Genomic DNA, 14,710 nt, shown 5'->3' with positions numbered 1-14,710 from the left:
GTCCTGGCTTGGGAGGCGGAGGCACGGATGCGGGCGTCGCGGCGGCCTGTGGTCGTGGCTCCCCGTCTCTCGGGCGACGCCTGGTCGACGCTCGTAGGGGCCCACTGATGCCGCCGCGCACCGTAGACGACCCTGCTTACGCCTACCGCTCCGCTGCCTGCTGCATCGGTACGCACCTCGTCTGCGCGGAGTCCTCCCCGGCCATGGCGCCGACCGACGTGCCGGTGATCTACGAGGCGTGCGGCTGCCCGTGCCACGCGGAGCGCGACCGCTCCGGCATCAAGGCCGTGGCTCAGTGAAGGAACGACTTCCTAGCGGCGCCCTGGTCGTCAACGTCGAAGTCACCTCGACCACAGTGCAGCGCGGCGACGTCATCCACCTGGGAGGCCGAGCCTGCCGTGTGCGGGACCTGTTCCAACTCCCCCAGGGCGCAAAGCAGCTCGTCTTCGAGTCGGGCGAACTCCTGACCATCCACACGTGCACCCGTCTCGCCGTCATGCGCACCCTGAGAGGACGGTGACCGGAACAGTGCCGCCGCGCCACCACGACATCGCCGCCGACCTCCGCCAACAGATCATGACCGGTCGCCTTCCGCCCGGCGAACGCCTGCCGTCCGAAACCGTCCTGGCCGAGCGGTACGCGGTCAGCACGGTCACGCTGCGCCGCGCCCTCTCGGCACTCCAGGGCGAGGGCCTCGTAGAGAAGATCCACGGCAAGGGCAACTTTGTCCGTCGTCCCCACCGCAAGATCATGTACGTCGGCGGCTGGGGCACGCTCGACCCGTGGACCGCCACCGAGCCGGCGTTGCGAGTCTCCGTCCGCAGCAGCACCGTCCCGGCCCACGGCGATCTGGCGACGCTGCTGAAGGTGCCCTTGGGTAGCCCCCTCGCCGAGTTCTCATGCCTCAGCATCGAAGGGGAGACACCCCACGGCCTTGCCAAGATCTACATGCCGCGCGACCTGGCCCCGGCTGCCGTACTCGACGACGACTCCGCCCACCGCCAAGCGTTCACCCGCTTCGCCCTCCTCGGCCCGCAGCCGGCCGCCACCCGGGAGACGGTGTGCACCCGCTTACCGACAGCGGATGAATCCTCGGCCCTCCGGATCGGCACCGGAGCCCCGGTCCTTGCGGTCACCCGCGTCTCGACCGACTCCGCCGGCCGAGTCGTGGAAGCGGCGCTCCTGACGTTTCCCGGGGACCGAGTCGACGCGGTCTTCACCACCCACCACGCGAACGACGAGAGGCAGACTTCAGCATGACGGCACCGCAGGAACTCCGGCTCCTCCCGTGGTCGGGCCCGGAAGGCAAGCCCTGCTACCTGAGCACCGACAACCAGGACGGCTACCTGTCCCGCCTGGCTGACAACGTCGAGTCCATCCAAATCGGTTCGGCGGCCCAGCTGCTGGACCTGGCCTCTGACCTGCTCGACGACAAGAAGGCGAGCCTGGACGACATGCGGCGGCTGACGCGCGAACTGACCTGTTCCCTGCGGGACGTCCTCCGCATTGCAGCAAGCCGCGGTGACCTCCTGACGGTGAGTGAGCCGCACGACGCCTGATGCGCGCTGGGGCGAGTAGTACTCCCCCCTGAAACCTGCTCGGAGGGGGAGGAGATCCCGATCACCCTGGGATCTCCTCCCCCTCCGAGCTATGCCAGCCCGCCGATGCTCTGCCTGATCCTCAGCCGACGAAAGTCAGCCACGACGGTGGGTCCGCCGACCAACCACGCGCGCGTATGCCTCGCTGCACCTCCACCGGCCGCCACCACGCTGCCAGCCCTGTCGACCAGAGCAAGCCATAACGGGCCGGCACGTACTGAGCTGTTTCAGAGTGGCCACCGATGGGGTGACGGCGCTCGGCGCGCAACGCACGAGGCACCCGCACCGTTGAGGGAGGTGTTCGAAGTCTCAACTCGTCAGCGCAGGTGCCTCGTTGGTCCGCCATCCTGCCGTACTCGACCTTCCGCATGCGCTGGTCGAGTGGGTCACCATGCTCATCGTCACCCGCGAGGGTGACCGCCGCTGCAAGCTCCCTCCGCACCAGCGTGCCCTGGTCGCCCTGGTGTACCTCCGCAAGAACGAACCCCTGCCCCAGATCGCCGCAGCATTCGGGATCTCTGTCGGTACAGCACACGCCTACACCACCGCGGTCATCGGCCTGCTCGCCGAGCGCGCCCCGGGACGGCTGAAGGTCTTGCGTGAGACCGACCCGGAATACGTCCTGCTCGACGGAACCCTCGCCGAGTGCGACCGGGTCGGTGACAGCCGGGGCGACTACTCGGCCAAGCACCGGCTGCACGGAGTGAACCTCCAGCTGGTCACCGACCCCGCCGGCGCACTGTTGTGGATCTCGCCCGCACTGCCGGGCCGCACGCACGACCTGACCGCCGCCCGCACCCACCGGATCATCCGGGTCTGCGAACGCCAGGGCGTCCCGATCCTGGCCGACTGCGCCTACATCGGTGCCGGGCCATGGGTGACCACGCCGCGGCGACGCCCGCCCGGGGGCGAACTGTCCCCGACTCAACGGACCGTCAACCGAGCACTGTCCCAGGCCCGGGCCGCAGTCGAGCGTGGTCCTGCACGACTCAAACGATGGCGGATCTTCCGCAAGGCGCGATGCAGCCCGAATCGAATGACGTCAATCGCCAAGGCCATCCTCACCCTGGAGCGGCAACGCTGAAACAGCTCACTGATGGCGCTTGAGCCCTCAGCTCGGGAAGCTGCGAACACCTGCGATCCGGTTCAAATAGGAAGAGGGCACGCGGTTAGGCGTGCCCTCTTCCTTAGCGCTGAGGCTTGGTTGCTGGAGTGCTACTCCCCAACGACCGAGCCGTAGCCGGATACAGATGACCCGAGCAGGATAAGCGAGAGGAAGAGGCTGAAAGCAAAGCAGATAGCCACGATGCGTAGCACCATGATGTAGCTGCTGCGGTTCACCGGGTCAGCCCGCAGTCCGAGAAACGCGACGCCCGCGGTGCAACCAGCCGCAACCGGAGTGGCGATGTTGGGTGCCGTCACTATAAGTTGGCCTGCCAGATTTGCGAGCGTGAGGGTGCATAGGATCACGCTGGCAACGGTGCGCCAGGTGTAGGTAGCAGCCCAGCCTTTCCCTGTCATGGGTTCCCCGCATCCTTTTCGTCTATCAATTGGCTCACTGAACCGGTCTCAGCGTGAAAGCCCCGGCAAGCGTCGAGGCGGCAGGCTATGCGCAGATGAGCAGGCTCACGCGTTCTTGGTACTGCCCTTCCAAGTGCCGTCCCATGCTGCCGAGAGGTGTTGGATCTTGTCGATCCGCGCAGTGTATCCGCTGTAGGTTAGCTCACCCTTCCAGACAGTCTCAGCGTGGGCTCGGCCCCCGCTGACCCAAGGGCGGGCGTTGTCGCCATCGATGTCAACGCCTATGTTGAAATTCTTCAAGGCCGAACCACTATTGAGAGCCTTTTCCACGGCTCCACGCGAGGCGGAATAGCGGACCCACACGGTCATCTTAGTCACGGTGACACCGAGGAGCTTCTGCTTGAAGGTGTATGTGGCCTTTTCGGTCCACGTTACATCCCTGGTCGCTCCGGAGCGCTCGCGTGTGACGTTGCCCTCGTTGACGAAGATCACATCTTGGTTATACTTGGTGACTCTTTTTTCCCCGGTCGTGCTCGCTGTCGCATTCTGCCCCTGACTCTCCCCGGAGTATTCAAGGAACGCTTTGAATACTTCTGGATCGTTCAAATAGCCGACGAACTTTGACTGTTCATCAGGAGCGAGAGCCTTGAACTCCGCGAGGACTTCCAGAGCCTCAGGTGAGTTCTGTCCCTCCAGGTACGCGATGTACTGGGCAGGGGTAACCGCCGTGCCCGCGGTACCAGTCGTCGGTACGGCTATGGCCGCCCCCGTCGACATCGCGGCTGCGGCAACAGCGCCAGCTATACCCAGGCCAAGAGTCCGGAAAGCGCTGCTATGACGCTTCATCTCTTCCTCCGTTGGTCAAGCAGAGAAAGGGGTTGGGCGGGGATCGCGCTGGTCAGGCACTCCCCGGTCCCCCCGATTGCATGCACCAACTTGGCATCAACTCCGGCTGAAACGCCATGGATTTGATCAAGATCTGAGCAACTCCAGAGCTTCGTTCCCCTTGCTGATGGTTCGCGGCGCGCCCCCAACAGGCGGTCTGGACAGCATGATGCGAAGTGCTTGAGAGAGCCAGCACGGCAGGCACTGGTCTTGGCAAGGACCCACGTGGGCCTCTACCGTGCTGCGTCGTATTCTCTGTATCTACCCTGCAGAGCAAAGGACCTGATCCGATGGCACAAAAGCCGGTGCGAGCATCACTAGGCGGTAAGTGGCTTACCTGTCAGATCTGTCGTAGTGATCTCTTCCGTGAACGAAGGGTTCTCCTAAACAGCACCGGTATGGAGTTCATGAAGCTGGCCTGGGCTGACGAAAACGCCACCGGGCTCATCTGCTGGCAGTGTGGGTATGTCCAACTCTTCGTCAATAAGAGCATCCAGCTCTACCATGCAGAACAGTGATTGTACTAACGGATACTCAAGGCCCATGTATCTCCTCAGTATTGGGGATAGGGTTGACACTTGGTCCGGCATGCACGAGTACAGGGCTGAACCGCCCCCGTACTGCCCCTCCTGAAGCACTGTCCGAAAGGCACTTGATTGTGTTGAGCCTCCTGGCTCAACCGTCAGCCGGGTGCGGCAGTCTGGTCGATACAATAGCTTTTGGGTGGCGCTGCTTTGGCGCGAGTGATCATGGTCCCGTAAGCTTCCGGCGCGTCGGGCAGTCTGTGGACCTGTCTGGTAAGGCACGACGTTGGGGCCATGACCTTGAGGATCGCGCCAAAGTGGCTCTGTACGGAGTGGAGTCGACCGTCTTAGCCACGGCGTACCCCTTCTTTGGCATCAGGCGGCTGCATGCCTTGAGCGCGGCACGGGCGCCGGCCGGGCTGGAGCGGGGCGGAGACAGGAGCGCAGGCCCGGCCGGGGTCGGGCCGCGCGCGGGGAGCGGAGCGAGCCGCCTTGATGATGGAGAGAAGGTTTTATCCCGTTGGGATGAGGCGCTTGCCGTCGTGGCTGCGGACGTGGGGGCAGTTGCCGTCGAGGGCATCGAGGAGTCGGACCGCGAAGACCTCGGACATGCGGGCCCTGACCTCGTCCGGGGTGAGCCACGTGACCGCGGTGGACTCGGTGGAGGTTCGTTCGGTGCCGCCGGAGGGCTTGCAGCGGAAGACCAGGGCGACGATGCCTCGGGTCAGGTTCTTGTATACGCCGGTGAGTTCGTCGACCTCGACGTGGATGCCCGTCTCTTCCAGGACCTCGCGGGCTACGCCGGCCTCGGGGGTCTCGTGGAGTTCGAGGACACCGCCGGGTAGCTCCCAGGTGCCGTTGTCGGCTCGGCGGATCGCCAGGAGGCGGCCGTCCTCACGCACCACTGCTCCGGCTACGGACACGGAGTGCAGGGGAGGCGTGGTCGCTTCCTGTGGTTGACTCATGTAGAGGAGCATAGGAGGCGGGCGAGGGTCATGGGAACTGCGGCGGGAGGGGTCGGTTCCGGGCCTCGGTACGTGCAGATCGCGGATGAGATCGTGCAGCAGATTCGGGCGGGTGTCCTGAAGCCCGGTGACATGGTGCCGAGTGAGTCGGAGCTGGTGGACCGCTACGGCGTCTCCGGCGGGACCATTCGTAAGGCCATGGTGGAGGTGCGGGCGAGCGGGCTGGTGGAGACCCGGCACGGCAAGGGTTCCATCGTGAAGAACCGACCTCCCGTGCGGCATCGCTCCTCCGACCGGTTCCGGCGTTCGCTGCGGCGCGGTGGGCAGGCTGCCTATCTTGCTGAGTCCGCGCAGTCCGGTGCGACGGCCAAGGTCAGCGTCCTCTACATCGGCCCGATGGAGGCTCCGGAGGATGCCGCCGCGAGGCTGGGTGTTCCTGTCGGGACTCAGGTGTTGGCTCGTCGGCGGCTGTACTTCCGTAACGGCACTCCGGTCGAGACCGCGACCTCCTACCTGCCGTGGGACGTCGTGAAGGACATCCCGGAGCTGTTCGCCGAGAACCCTGGCGGTGGCGGCATCTATGCCCGGCTTGAGGATCACGGGCATGAGTTCGCTGAGTTCGTGGAGAGCTTGCAGGCGCGGCCGGCTTCAAAGGATGAGGCGACGGAGCTGGCGCTGAGCCCCGGGGCGCCGGTGGTCCACCTGGTCCGGGAGGCTCGTACGACCGCGGGTGTGGTGGTGGAGGTCTGCGACACGCTCATGGCCGCTGACCAGTTCGTTTTCGAGTACCGCATCCCTGCTGACGACTGACGCACGCTCAACTCCCCTCGGCCCGTCGCGAGTTCTTCTTCGCGGCGGGTTGACTCATGTATAGGAGTGAGGCACTCTTCTTCATGTCACTCATATACATGAGTGGCGGAGTTCAGCATCTATAGAGGAGTGATCTCTGTGCGTCAGATTCCCGTCGACACCTCCGGCGCGGTCGTCATGGTGGCTAAGTCGCCGCAGGTCAAGGTGCGTGATCGCCGTACCGGTGAGATCGCCACCGACACCGAGAGCGGGGCCCGGCTGATGACGGTCGACGTGATGTTCGCGGCGAACGAGGAGGTGGAGATCCTGTCCATCACCGTCCCGGAGCCGGGTATCTCCGGTGAGCTGGCCATGGGTACGCCGGTCGCGCTCACCGGGCTGATCGCCCGGCCGTGGGAGAACGACTTCAACGGTCAGCGGCGTCACGGCATCGCGTTCCGCGCGGTCGCGGTCACCTCGCTCGCCGACGTCGCCGCCGGGTCCAAGGCGGCCTGACCGTGGTCCGGTTCGCGGTCGCTGTGGTGCTGGTCGTCGCCACCGTGGGTCTCCTGCGGTGGCGACGCCCCGCCTGGTACTGGTTGACCTTCGGGGTCACGCTGGCCGTGGTGCGGGTCCTGATCCGGTACGGCTTGGTGATGGACGCGTGCGGGCTGACCGTCCCGCCCGCCCGCTGGCGGCTTGCCCTCGCACGGGCGGCCAACCGCCCCGTACCGGAGCCACGTGCGCCGCGCATTCTGCGGCTCCGTCCGACACGTACGGGCCTGGTCCTGCGGCTCAAACTACGCCCGGGACAGGACGCGTTCGACGTCGCCGCCGCGTCGGACCGGCTCCGGCACTCGTTCTCGATGTACGGCGTCACCTCGCGTGAGCTGCGGTCGGGCGTCGTTGAGGTGCGGATGACCGGGTACGACGTGCTGAAGCGCGTGCAGATGCCGGCCGAGACCGATCCGCGGCCGATGCGCGTGCCGGTCGCACTGCGGGAGGACGGCGCGGTGCACTACCGCGACTACCGCGCGATACCCCACGCCCTCACCCTCGGCGCCACGGAATCCGGGAAGTCCGTCTATCAGCGAAACCTCGTCGCCGGGCTGGCTCCGATGGACGTGGCCCTCGTCGGGATCGACTGCAAGCAAGGGGTGGAGCTGTTCCCGCTGGCCCGCCGGTTCTCCGCGCTGGCCGACAACGCGGACGCCGCCGCCGAACTGCTCGATGCGCTGGTGGAACGGATGGCGGACGTCTACCGGATCATCCGCGACCAGCAGCGCATCACCTCCGACGTGCCCGACGCGGAGATCGCCGCCGACATCTGGGACCTGCCCGAGCAGCTGCGGCCAGTGCCGGTCGTGGTCCTGGTGGATGAAGTGGCCGAACTCGCCCTGTACGCAAGCAAGGAGGAGGAGAAGCGGCGGGACCGTATCGTCACCGCCCTGGTGCGCCTGGCTCAGCTCGGGCGCGCGGCCGGCATCTACCTGGAAATCTGCGGGCAGCGCTTCGGCTCCGAACTCGGCAAGGGCATCACGATGCTCCGCGCCCAGCTCACAGGCCGTATCGCCCACCGCGTCAACGACGAATCCTCGGCGAACATGGCCTTCGGCGACATCTCCCCGGACGCTGTCCTCGCCGCCATCCAGATCCCCGCTGAACTTCGAGGACTCGCCATCGCGGGCGACTCCTCCGGCGGCTGGCACCGCATCCGTGCCCCGCACACCACGCTGCGGCAAGCCGTGAACATCTGCAACCGGCACGCCGACCGGACCCCGGATCTGCCCGAGCTGGCACCGTTCCGGCCCGCCCTCGCCGCCACGCCCGCTGACGCTGCGCCCGTGCCGCTGATCAAGGCGTCCTCGGCCACCGCCTGAGCCCTCAACGCTCCCCACGGTCGGCGTGACCGCCCTTCACGCCACGTCCCTACCCCCGCCATGCCCAAAGGAAGGGAGACCCCCGTCATGTGCCCGGACTGCGAGGACTTCGCCCGGACCGTGCTCCTCCTCGGACAGCTCGCCCTCTACGCCGACATGGCCGGCGCCGACCTCGACTTCGTCGACGTGGTCAGCCCGGCGCTCGCCGTGTCGCTGCCCGAGCCGCCGCCGGGGACGTTCCCGGACGACTGCGGGCCGGACGGCGGTCCGACCTACCCGGGCGACGCCTGATGAGCGCCGCCGCTCGTCACGGCCTGCGGGTCGACGCGGTGCTGATTCAGGCCGTGATCGCCGGTGCCCTGTCCTTCGCCCACCTTCACGACCTGGCCGCCGCTGCCGGGCAGGACGGATGGAAGGCGTGGGCGTACCCGGTGAGCGTTGATCTGCTTCTCGTCGCCGCCTGGCGTCGGCTGCGGAGCGAGGGGCCGTCGCGGATGGCCTGGTGCTGGTTCTTGGTCGCGCTCTTCGCCTCGCTCGGCGCCAATGTCGCCACCGCCGGGTTCCTCGACCTGGCCGACCCGCCCGCCCTGCTCCGCCTCGGCGTCGCCGGATGGCCGGCCGTCGCTTTCCTCGGCGGCACCCTCCTCGCCCACTCACCCAGCGCCGACCCGGAGCCGGAGCCTGAGCCGGTCCAGTCGGCCACCGCCCTGGCTGTGCCTGACGCCGAGGGGGCCGTAGCGGAGGCTCCGGCCGCGCCTGACGTGCCGCCCGCTCCGGAAGACACGGTCCCTGCGGCTCCTGCGCCCCCGGTCCCCGCCGCCCTCGTCGACCACGCCCGCAAAGTCGCCGACGACCACCGCGCCCGCACCGGGGCCCCGATCGACCCCGACACCCTCCGCTCCCGTCTCGGCGTCCCGCCCCACCTCGCCGACGCCATCGCCGCCCAACTCACCTGACCAGGAAGGGGCCGAGCACAGATGATCCGCGACCACGCCGACCTGACCGCCGCCGACTACCTCGACGGAGCCCGCGAGATGGCCGCCGCCGGCCGCCCCTACCTCGCGTACCTCCTCGCCGAGGAAGCCGCCCTCCGTACCGCCGACCCGGCCACCGCCGCAGGCATCCGTGCCGCCTTCCCCGACCCGACGACCACCCGAACGGAGAGCGACTGACATGCCCTCCCGCGACAACTTCCACTCCCTGATGCGAATCGGCCCCGTCCAGATCGGCACCCACCGCGACCGCAACGGCCGCACCACTCACGCCGCCGTCTGCACCGCCGACCGCTGCGGTTGGTCCGCCGACTACTCCAGCCAGACCGCCGCCCAGCTCGCCGCCCGCACCCACCGCTGCACCGTCCGCTAGGAGACACCGACCGTGGACGTCCCCCTCTGGTTCGCCCTGCTGGCCGTCGGCTACCTCGGCGTGAAGCTCATCCGCCCGCCCTGGTGGCTGATCTGCGTGCTCCTCCTCGGCGGATACCTCCTCGCCGACAGCGTCTTCGCCCCGCTGATCAACAACTCCCTCAAGTAACCCGCCACGGAAGGTAAACCGCCCATGCTCCGGCCCAAGCTCCCGACCATGCCCCAGCCCACCGGCCTGGTCACCCCGCCCGCCGCCCCGGGCCAGCCGGCACCCACGGCGCCCACCCCCGCACCGACGTCCCGCGCGGTCGTCCAGCTCACCCCCGGCACCGCCCTCGCCCTCGTGGGTGCCGGTACTGCCGTCGTCCTGGTCGTGGGCGCCGTCCTGGTCTCGCTGCTCCTGGCCGTCGCCGTAGCCGGGGCCTCGGTCGCCGTCTGCGCGGTCGTCCTGCGCTCCCTGCTCCGCGCCGAGATCAAGCACCGCTGAACGGCCCCCGGGCGGCCTCGATACCGCCAAGCATCCGCCGCCCGGGAGCCGACCCGTCCGATCCACAGAACCGGAAGGAACCTCCAGCATGGCCCACCGGGCCTCAACCGCGACGCACAAGGACCACACTCCCGCCCGCCCGCCGCTCGACCCGACCACCCTCCGGGACGTCCTCCGAGTCGCCTCGGCCTCCGACTACTCCCGCTGGGAAGACCAGATCCGCAGCACCGGCGGCTGCTCCGACCCCATCCACCTCACCGGCTGGACCCTCCACAAGGACAAGACCACCGGCGAGACCCTGCACCACTACACGACCGCCACCGAACCCGGCGGACGCCTCCGCCTCGCCTGCGGCAACCGCCGAGCCTCCCGCTGCCCCTCCTGCGCCTGGACCTACGCGGGCGACACCTACCACCTGATCCGCGCCGGCCTCGCCGGAGACGACCGCCGCGACATCCCCGCCGCCGTCCGCGACCACCCCCGCGTATTCACCACCCTCACCGCCCCCTCCTTCGGCCCGGTCCACAACCGCCCCGACCACGGCGGCACCTGCCGCTGCGGCACGCCCCACACCCCCGACGCCCCCGAACTCGGCACCGCCCTCGACCCCGACACGTACGACTACGCGGGCGCCGTCCTCTTCAACAATCACGCCGGACAGCTCTGGCAGCGCTTCACCACCCGCCTGCGCCGCGAACTCGCCGCCCGCGCGGGCCTACCCCGCCGCGAACTCCCCGAGCACCTTCGCGTCTCGTACGGCAAGGTCGCCGAATTTCAGAAGCGCGGGGCCCTGCACTTTCACGCCGTCATCCGCCTCGACGGCCCGGACGGACCCGGCACACCGCCGCCCAAGTGGGCCACCTCCGCTCTCCTCACCGACGCGATACGTGCCGCCGCCGGGCACTCCTACACGTCCGTCTCCGTCCCGGCCGCCGCTGAGCAACCCGCCCGCACCTTCCGCTGGGGCCGACAACTCGACGTCCGCCCGGTCAAGGCCTTCGGAGACGGCTCCGACATCACGGAACAGGCCGTCGCCTCGTACGTCGCCAAGTACGCGACCAAAGCCGCCGAGAACACCGGCACCCTGGACCGCCGTATTGGCGAACTCGCCGAACTCGACCGTCACCACGTCCCCGACCACACCCGCCGACTCATCACGGCCTGCCGCGAGCTGGACGCCCTCTACCCAGAACGGCGCCTCTGGGCCTGGGCACACATGCTTGGCTTCCGCGGGCACTTCTCGTCCAAGTCGCGCAGCTACTCCACCACCCTCGGCGCCCTCCGCAAGGAACGTGCCGACTACCGCGCTGCCCAAGAGGCCTCCGCCCTCGGCCTCGACGACCGCGAACCGGACACGGTCCTCGTCCTCACCGACTGGCAGTACGCGGGCCACGGCCACACGCCCGGTGAAGCCGCCCTCGCCGCCACCATCGCGCGCGACCTCCAGACGAATCGCGAGACCGCTCGTGACGCCCTGAACGGCCTTGCCGTAGACGAAGGGGAGTGGTGACCGTGGACCGACTCCTCACCGTGGACCAGGTCGCCGAACGCCTCGGGACCGGCCTCCGCTTCCCGCGCCGACTCATCGAGAACGCCGGATCACCTTCGTCAAGGTCGGCCGCCATGTCCGCATCCCGGAGAGCGCCGTGGACGCGTACGTCACCGCTCACACGGTTGAGCCGATCGTGCTCCGCCCCGCCTCGGCGTACCGGAGGGCTGCCTGATGGCCGGCAAGCGGAAGTCCCGCCGCAGCTTCGGTCGTATCCGCAAGCTGCCGTCCGGCCGCTTCCAGGCTCGCTACCCGGGTCCTGACGGCGTGCTCCGCGCCGCCGACCGGACGTTCGCCACTACGACCGACGCTGACCGGTGGCTGGCCCGGAAGCGCATAGAGATCGAGGAGGGGCGCTGGCTCGACCCTGCGGAGGGACAGACCACCGTCCGCGACTGGTCGGCCCGGTGGCTCACCGCTGTCTCGCCGCAGCTCAAGCACAAGACGCAGGCGTCGTACCGGTCGCTGATCAACTCGCTGATTGTCCCGGCGCTGGGGGAGCGTGAGCTGTCCAGCCTCCGACCGATCACGGTCGTCGAGTGGGTGGGGGCCATGAAGACCCGGGGGCTCAGCGCGTCGCGGATTCGGCAGGCGTACCGGGTGCTCTCGCAGATCATGCGTTCGGCCGTCGACAACGACATGATCCCGCAGACCCCGTGCCGGGGCGTGAAGCTGCCTCGGATGCCGCAGACCGAGCCGCACATCCTCACCCCGTTGGAAGCCTCGCGGATCGTACGGAACGCGGCGGCGCCGCATGACTTGCTGATCTCCCTGCTCGCGTACGCGGGCCTGCGGGTCGGTGAGGCGTTCGCGCTTCGGCGGGCAGACATCGACGTCTCCGGCGGCCTGGTCCTCGTCGACGAGAACTTGGCCGAGGCCAACGGCACGCTCGTCTTCGACACCCCCAAGACCCATCAGAAGCGGGTCTTGCGGATCGGTCCCTCGCTGGCGCAGCGGCTCGGCCGGCACCTGGAGACGCTGAAGGGTGGGGAGGACGCCCTCCTCTTCGTGACGCCGGGCGGTAAGCCGCTGCGCTACAACCAGTGGCGCAAGGCGTACTTCGACCCTGCGGTGACGGCGGCCGGGCTGACGGACGTCACCCCACACGATCTCCGGGCCTCGCACGGCACGTGGGTCGCCGACCGGTACGGCGTTATGACGGCCGCTCACCGCCTCGGCCACTCGAACGCGAGCGTCACCACCCGCCACTACGCCCGTCCTGTCGCGGGGCGCGATGACCAAGTGGCGGAAGCTGCTGATGCATGGCTGGTGGAGCACGAGAACGGCGGTTCGTCTGAGGCATGCGAGTAGCCCTGGGACGTGAACACAAGGTGATGCCCTTGGCCGGGAAGAGCGCCAGGGGCATCATTTCGTGGCTCTACGCCTCTGCGAACCAGGAGCGGCCCTGGGCCCAGTGGGTCACCCACCCGGTGAAACCGGGCGTGCCCGGCATCAGCGAGGTGTCCGGCCGGGTGCCGAACGGCACCGCGCCGTTCTCATCGATCAACCAGACGTGACCGCGCTGCGGGCCGGTGATGATCAGGTGCCAGTACATCCCGCAGCCGTCAGTGCCGAGCAACAGTGAGCCGTGATCGAACACGGAGTCCATCCGGGCTTCCAACTCGTGCTCCGACACTGCCTCGTCGTCCTCCGACTCTTCTTCCGACAACCAGGACGCGGTGAGCGGAAAGGGCTCGGCAAGCAGGCGCTCCGGTCGGTCCGAGCCCCAGTCCGACGGTGTTTGTGCGAGGGGCAGGAGACCGTAGTAGGGAGGACCTGCGCGCAGCCCGTCGCAGATCTCCGCCACGAAAGTGCGGTACGGCTCGGGGAGCACGATGCCGTGCTCAGCCTCGAATGACCGCACCGCCGTCCATCCGGCCGCCGGTATCGCTTCGGGACGGGAAGCGAAGACCTCGCGGAGGGTGGCCAACTCGGTGTGGTCGCAGATTTCCGTGTTCATGCCGGTCATCATCCAAGATCTGAAAGAGACGCCCTGGGGCACGTAGCGGGCACGAAGATGATGGCGGCGGTTCCGCCGGGGCGCCTGTACCGGTCTGACCTGCGGCGCAATCGCGAGGCGCTCAGGCCGCCGGAAGGTCTTGAAAACCGTCGTGGCGCGAGTCACCGTGGGTTCAAATCCCACACCCACCGCCGTGATGGACGGCCCCTGACCTGGTGTTGAGGTCAGGGGCCGTTGTCGTGCGCGGGGATGGTCGGGGAGGTGTGGGTGGACTCGCTTCAGGGGCGGTGGCCGGTGAGGCGGGCCGCTGAGGCGATGGTCGCGCGGGCCTCCCGTTCGGTGAGGCCGGTGCCGCGGGCCGCCTCGACCAGGGGGTCGACCAGGGCCGGGCCGATGCCGTCCTCGTAGGCCCGGCAGGCCGCCCAGAACAGGCGGGTGTTGCGCTGGCCCTCGTGGGCGGCGAGGACGAACTGGACGAGGCCCCGGCCGTGATCGCCCGCTGCGGCGGGCACCGGGCTCTGGGGTGCCCTCGGCGGTGGGAGCAGCAGGCGGAGCAGGGCGGGCGGGCAGGTCGCCGGGGCGAGGTGCGCGGTGCCCGGGGCCGTGCCGTAGACGCCGTGTTCGGTGCGGGAGCCGGGGCCGACGAGGTAGCCGCCGGCGCCGCGGATGTCGATGCCGGGGGCCAGGCGGCCGGCGGAGTTGGGGACGACCACGTCGGGCGGACCGCTGAGCCAGAGGTGGCGGCCGCCGCTGGGGGTCAGTACGACGACGGTGTCGGGGATCGTGAACAGGTGGCGCAGGGCCAGTTCGCGCAGGGCGGCCGAGGCGTCCGTACCCGTTTTGGTGTCGAGGTCGACGCCGATCAGGTGGTGCGGGGGCAGTCCGCAGGCGATGCCGTAGCCGGTCGCCCAGGGGGCGGCCGAGAAGAGTTCGCGGATGCGCGCGGGGTTCGCCGAGGCGTCGTAGACACCGTGGCCTGGGCGGCCGCACTCGCCGTGGCAGGGGAGCGGGTCGGGTTCGTCGCGGTGGGGGGATCGCAGGGCCGGGAGCTTCGTGCGGGACAGCGGGATGACGGCCAGGCCGCGTTCCGCTGCTGACAGGGCGTGCGCGAGGGCCAGCGTCGTGGCCTGCCGGTCGGTGGTGGCCATGCCTCCATGTTCGTACGTATGTTCGAGAAAGGGAAGAGGG

The 14,710-nt window shown here is 68.6% G+C and carries 21 protein-coding genes and 1 pseudogene; 17 read left to right on the top strand and 5 right to left on the bottom strand.

Annotation, left to right across the window (positions count from 1 at the left end; translation table 11 throughout):
• Positions 1-107: 107 nt before the first annotated feature.
• The 5 genes from AB0E07_RS13815 to AB0E07_RS13795 all read left to right on the top strand — a co-directional run bounded on the left by AB0E07_RS13815 (position 108) and on the right by AB0E07_RS13795 (position 2,682).
• Positions 108-299, top strand: a complete 192-nt coding sequence (locus AB0E07_RS13815) for a hypothetical protein (RefSeq protein WP_362250008.1) — start codon at positions 108-110, stop codon at positions 297-299.
• Complete coding sequence (locus AB0E07_RS13810) at positions 296-520, top strand: hypothetical protein (protein WP_362250005.1); 225 nt, start codon at positions 296-298, stop codon at positions 518-520. The genes AB0E07_RS13815 and AB0E07_RS13810 overlap by 4 nt, the downstream gene beginning before the upstream one ends.
• Positions 517-1,260 (top strand): GntR family transcriptional regulator, encoded by a 744-nt coding sequence (locus AB0E07_RS13805; RefSeq protein ID WP_362250002.1) that lies wholly within the window; start codon positions 517-519, stop codon positions 1,258-1,260. The genes AB0E07_RS13810 and AB0E07_RS13805 overlap by 4 nt, the downstream gene beginning before the upstream one ends.
• The gene (locus AB0E07_RS13800) at positions 1,257-1,559 is read left to right on the top strand and encodes a hypothetical protein (protein ID WP_362250000.1); all 303 of its coding nucleotides are present in this window, start codon (positions 1,257-1,259) and stop codon (positions 1,557-1,559) included. Before AB0E07_RS13805 ends, AB0E07_RS13800 begins: the two co-directional genes overlap by 4 nt.
• A gap of 373 nt (positions 1,560-1,932) precedes the next feature.
• Positions 1,933-2,682, top strand: a complete 750-nt coding sequence (locus AB0E07_RS13795) for a transposase family protein (RefSeq protein ID WP_362249997.1) — start codon at positions 1,933-1,935, stop codon at positions 2,680-2,682.
• 131 nt (positions 2,683-2,813) lie between these two features.
• Here AB0E07_RS13795 and AB0E07_RS13790 read toward each other — a convergent pair whose 3' ends face one another.
• From AB0E07_RS13790 to AB0E07_RS13780, 3 genes are all read right to left on the bottom strand, one after another.
• A complete protein-coding gene (locus tag AB0E07_RS13790; RefSeq protein WP_362249994.1) occupies positions 2,814-3,119 on the bottom strand; it encodes a hypothetical protein in 306 nt (101 codons plus the stop codon).
• A 105-nt stretch (positions 3,120-3,224) separates the two neighbouring features.
• Positions 3,225-3,965: a hypothetical protein gene (locus AB0E07_RS13785; RefSeq protein ID WP_362249991.1), complete on the bottom strand. Its 741-nt coding sequence runs from the start codon at positions 3,963-3,965 to the stop codon at positions 3,225-3,227.
• A gap of 1,075 nt (positions 3,966-5,040) precedes the next feature.
• Positions 5,041-5,505: an NUDIX domain-containing protein gene (locus AB0E07_RS13780; RefSeq protein WP_351922521.1), complete on the bottom strand. Its 465-nt coding sequence runs from the start codon at positions 5,503-5,505 to the stop codon at positions 5,041-5,043.
• A gap of 18 nt (positions 5,506-5,523) precedes the next feature.
• On the opposite strand from AB0E07_RS13780, the gene AB0E07_RS13775 reads away from it, so the two are divergent.
• The 12 genes and pseudogenes from AB0E07_RS13775 to AB0E07_RS13720 all read left to right on the top strand — a co-directional run bounded on the left by AB0E07_RS13775 (position 5,524) and on the right by AB0E07_RS13720 (position 12,873).
• Positions 5,524-6,303 carry a GntR family transcriptional regulator gene (locus tag AB0E07_RS13775; protein WP_362249988.1) on the top strand — a complete coding sequence of 260 codons (780 nt, stop codon included), beginning with the start codon at positions 5,524-5,526 and terminating at the stop codon, positions 6,301-6,303.
• 138 nt (positions 6,304-6,441) lie between these two features.
• Positions 6,442-6,798 (top strand): hypothetical protein, encoded by a 357-nt coding sequence (locus AB0E07_RS13770; protein ID WP_362249985.1) that lies wholly within the window; start codon positions 6,442-6,444, stop codon positions 6,796-6,798.
• Between the two features lie 2 nt (positions 6,799-6,800).
• Entirely contained in the window at positions 6,801-8,162 is a 1,362-nt protein-coding gene (locus AB0E07_RS13765) for an FtsK/SpoIIIE domain-containing protein (protein ID WP_362249982.1), read from the top strand.
• A gap of 87 nt (positions 8,163-8,249) precedes the next feature.
• Positions 8,250-8,453, top strand: a complete 204-nt coding sequence (locus AB0E07_RS13760; RefSeq protein WP_362249980.1) for a hypothetical protein — start codon at positions 8,250-8,252, stop codon at positions 8,451-8,453.
• Positions 8,453-9,118 carry a DUF2637 domain-containing protein gene (locus AB0E07_RS13755; protein WP_362249977.1) on the top strand — a complete coding sequence of 222 codons (666 nt, stop codon included), beginning with the start codon at positions 8,453-8,455 and terminating at the stop codon, positions 9,116-9,118. Before AB0E07_RS13760 ends, AB0E07_RS13755 begins: the two co-directional genes overlap by 1 nt.
• 21 nt (positions 9,119-9,139) lie before the next feature.
• Positions 9,140-9,334, top strand: coding sequence for a hypothetical protein (locus tag AB0E07_RS13750; protein ID WP_351922515.1), 195 nt, complete (start codon positions 9,140-9,142; stop codon positions 9,332-9,334).
• 1 nt (position 9,335) lies between these two features.
• Entirely contained in the window at positions 9,336-9,527 is a 192-nt protein-coding gene (locus AB0E07_RS13745; RefSeq protein ID WP_362249974.1) for a mobile element transfer protein, read from the top strand.
• Between the two features lie 12 nt (positions 9,528-9,539).
• The gene (locus AB0E07_RS13740) at positions 9,540-9,695 is read left to right on the top strand and encodes a hypothetical protein (protein WP_018892675.1); all 156 of its coding nucleotides are present in this window, start codon (positions 9,540-9,542) and stop codon (positions 9,693-9,695) included.
• A gap of 24 nt (positions 9,696-9,719) precedes the next feature.
• Positions 9,720-10,013: a SpdD-like protein gene (locus tag AB0E07_RS13735; protein ID WP_362249970.1), complete on the top strand. Its 294-nt coding sequence runs from the start codon at positions 9,720-9,722 to the stop codon at positions 10,011-10,013.
• 88 nt (positions 10,014-10,101) lie between these two features.
• Positions 10,102-11,523 carry a replication initiator protein RepSA gene (gene repSA / locus AB0E07_RS13730; protein WP_362249967.1) on the top strand — a complete coding sequence of 474 codons (1,422 nt, stop codon included), beginning with the start codon at positions 10,102-10,104 and terminating at the stop codon, positions 11,521-11,523.
• Positions 11,517-11,737 (top strand): annotated as a pseudogene (locus AB0E07_RS13725) (helix-turn-helix domain-containing protein). The gene repSA and the pseudogene AB0E07_RS13725 overlap by 7 nt, the downstream one beginning before the upstream one ends.
• Entirely contained in the window at positions 11,737-12,873 is a 1,137-nt protein-coding gene (locus AB0E07_RS13720; protein WP_362249964.1) for a tyrosine-type recombinase/integrase, read from the top strand. Before AB0E07_RS13725 ends, AB0E07_RS13720 begins: the two are co-directional and overlap by 1 nt.
• A gap of 67 nt (positions 12,874-12,940) precedes the next feature.
• Here the strand turns inward: AB0E07_RS13720 and AB0E07_RS13715 are convergent, their stop codons facing one another.
• Positions 12,941-13,534, bottom strand: a complete 594-nt coding sequence (locus AB0E07_RS13715) for an SMI1/KNR4 family protein (protein WP_362249961.1) — start codon at positions 13,532-13,534, stop codon at positions 12,941-12,943.
• Positions 13,535-13,800: 266 nt separating this feature from the next.
• Positions 13,801-14,670 carry a bifunctional DNA primase/polymerase gene (locus AB0E07_RS13710; RefSeq protein ID WP_362249958.1) on the bottom strand — a complete coding sequence of 290 codons (870 nt, stop codon included), beginning with the start codon at positions 14,668-14,670 and terminating at the stop codon, positions 13,801-13,803.
• Between the last annotated feature and the right edge of the window lie 40 nt (positions 14,671-14,710).

This window comes from Streptomyces sp. NPDC048002, assembly GCF_040653275.1.
In the GTDB taxonomy this organism is placed as follows: Bacteria; Actinomycetota; Actinomycetes; order Streptomycetales; family Streptomycetaceae; genus Streptomyces.
The sequence above is the reverse complement of the archived record's forward strand: the minus strand, read 5'-3'. Positions and strand labels throughout refer to the sequence as shown.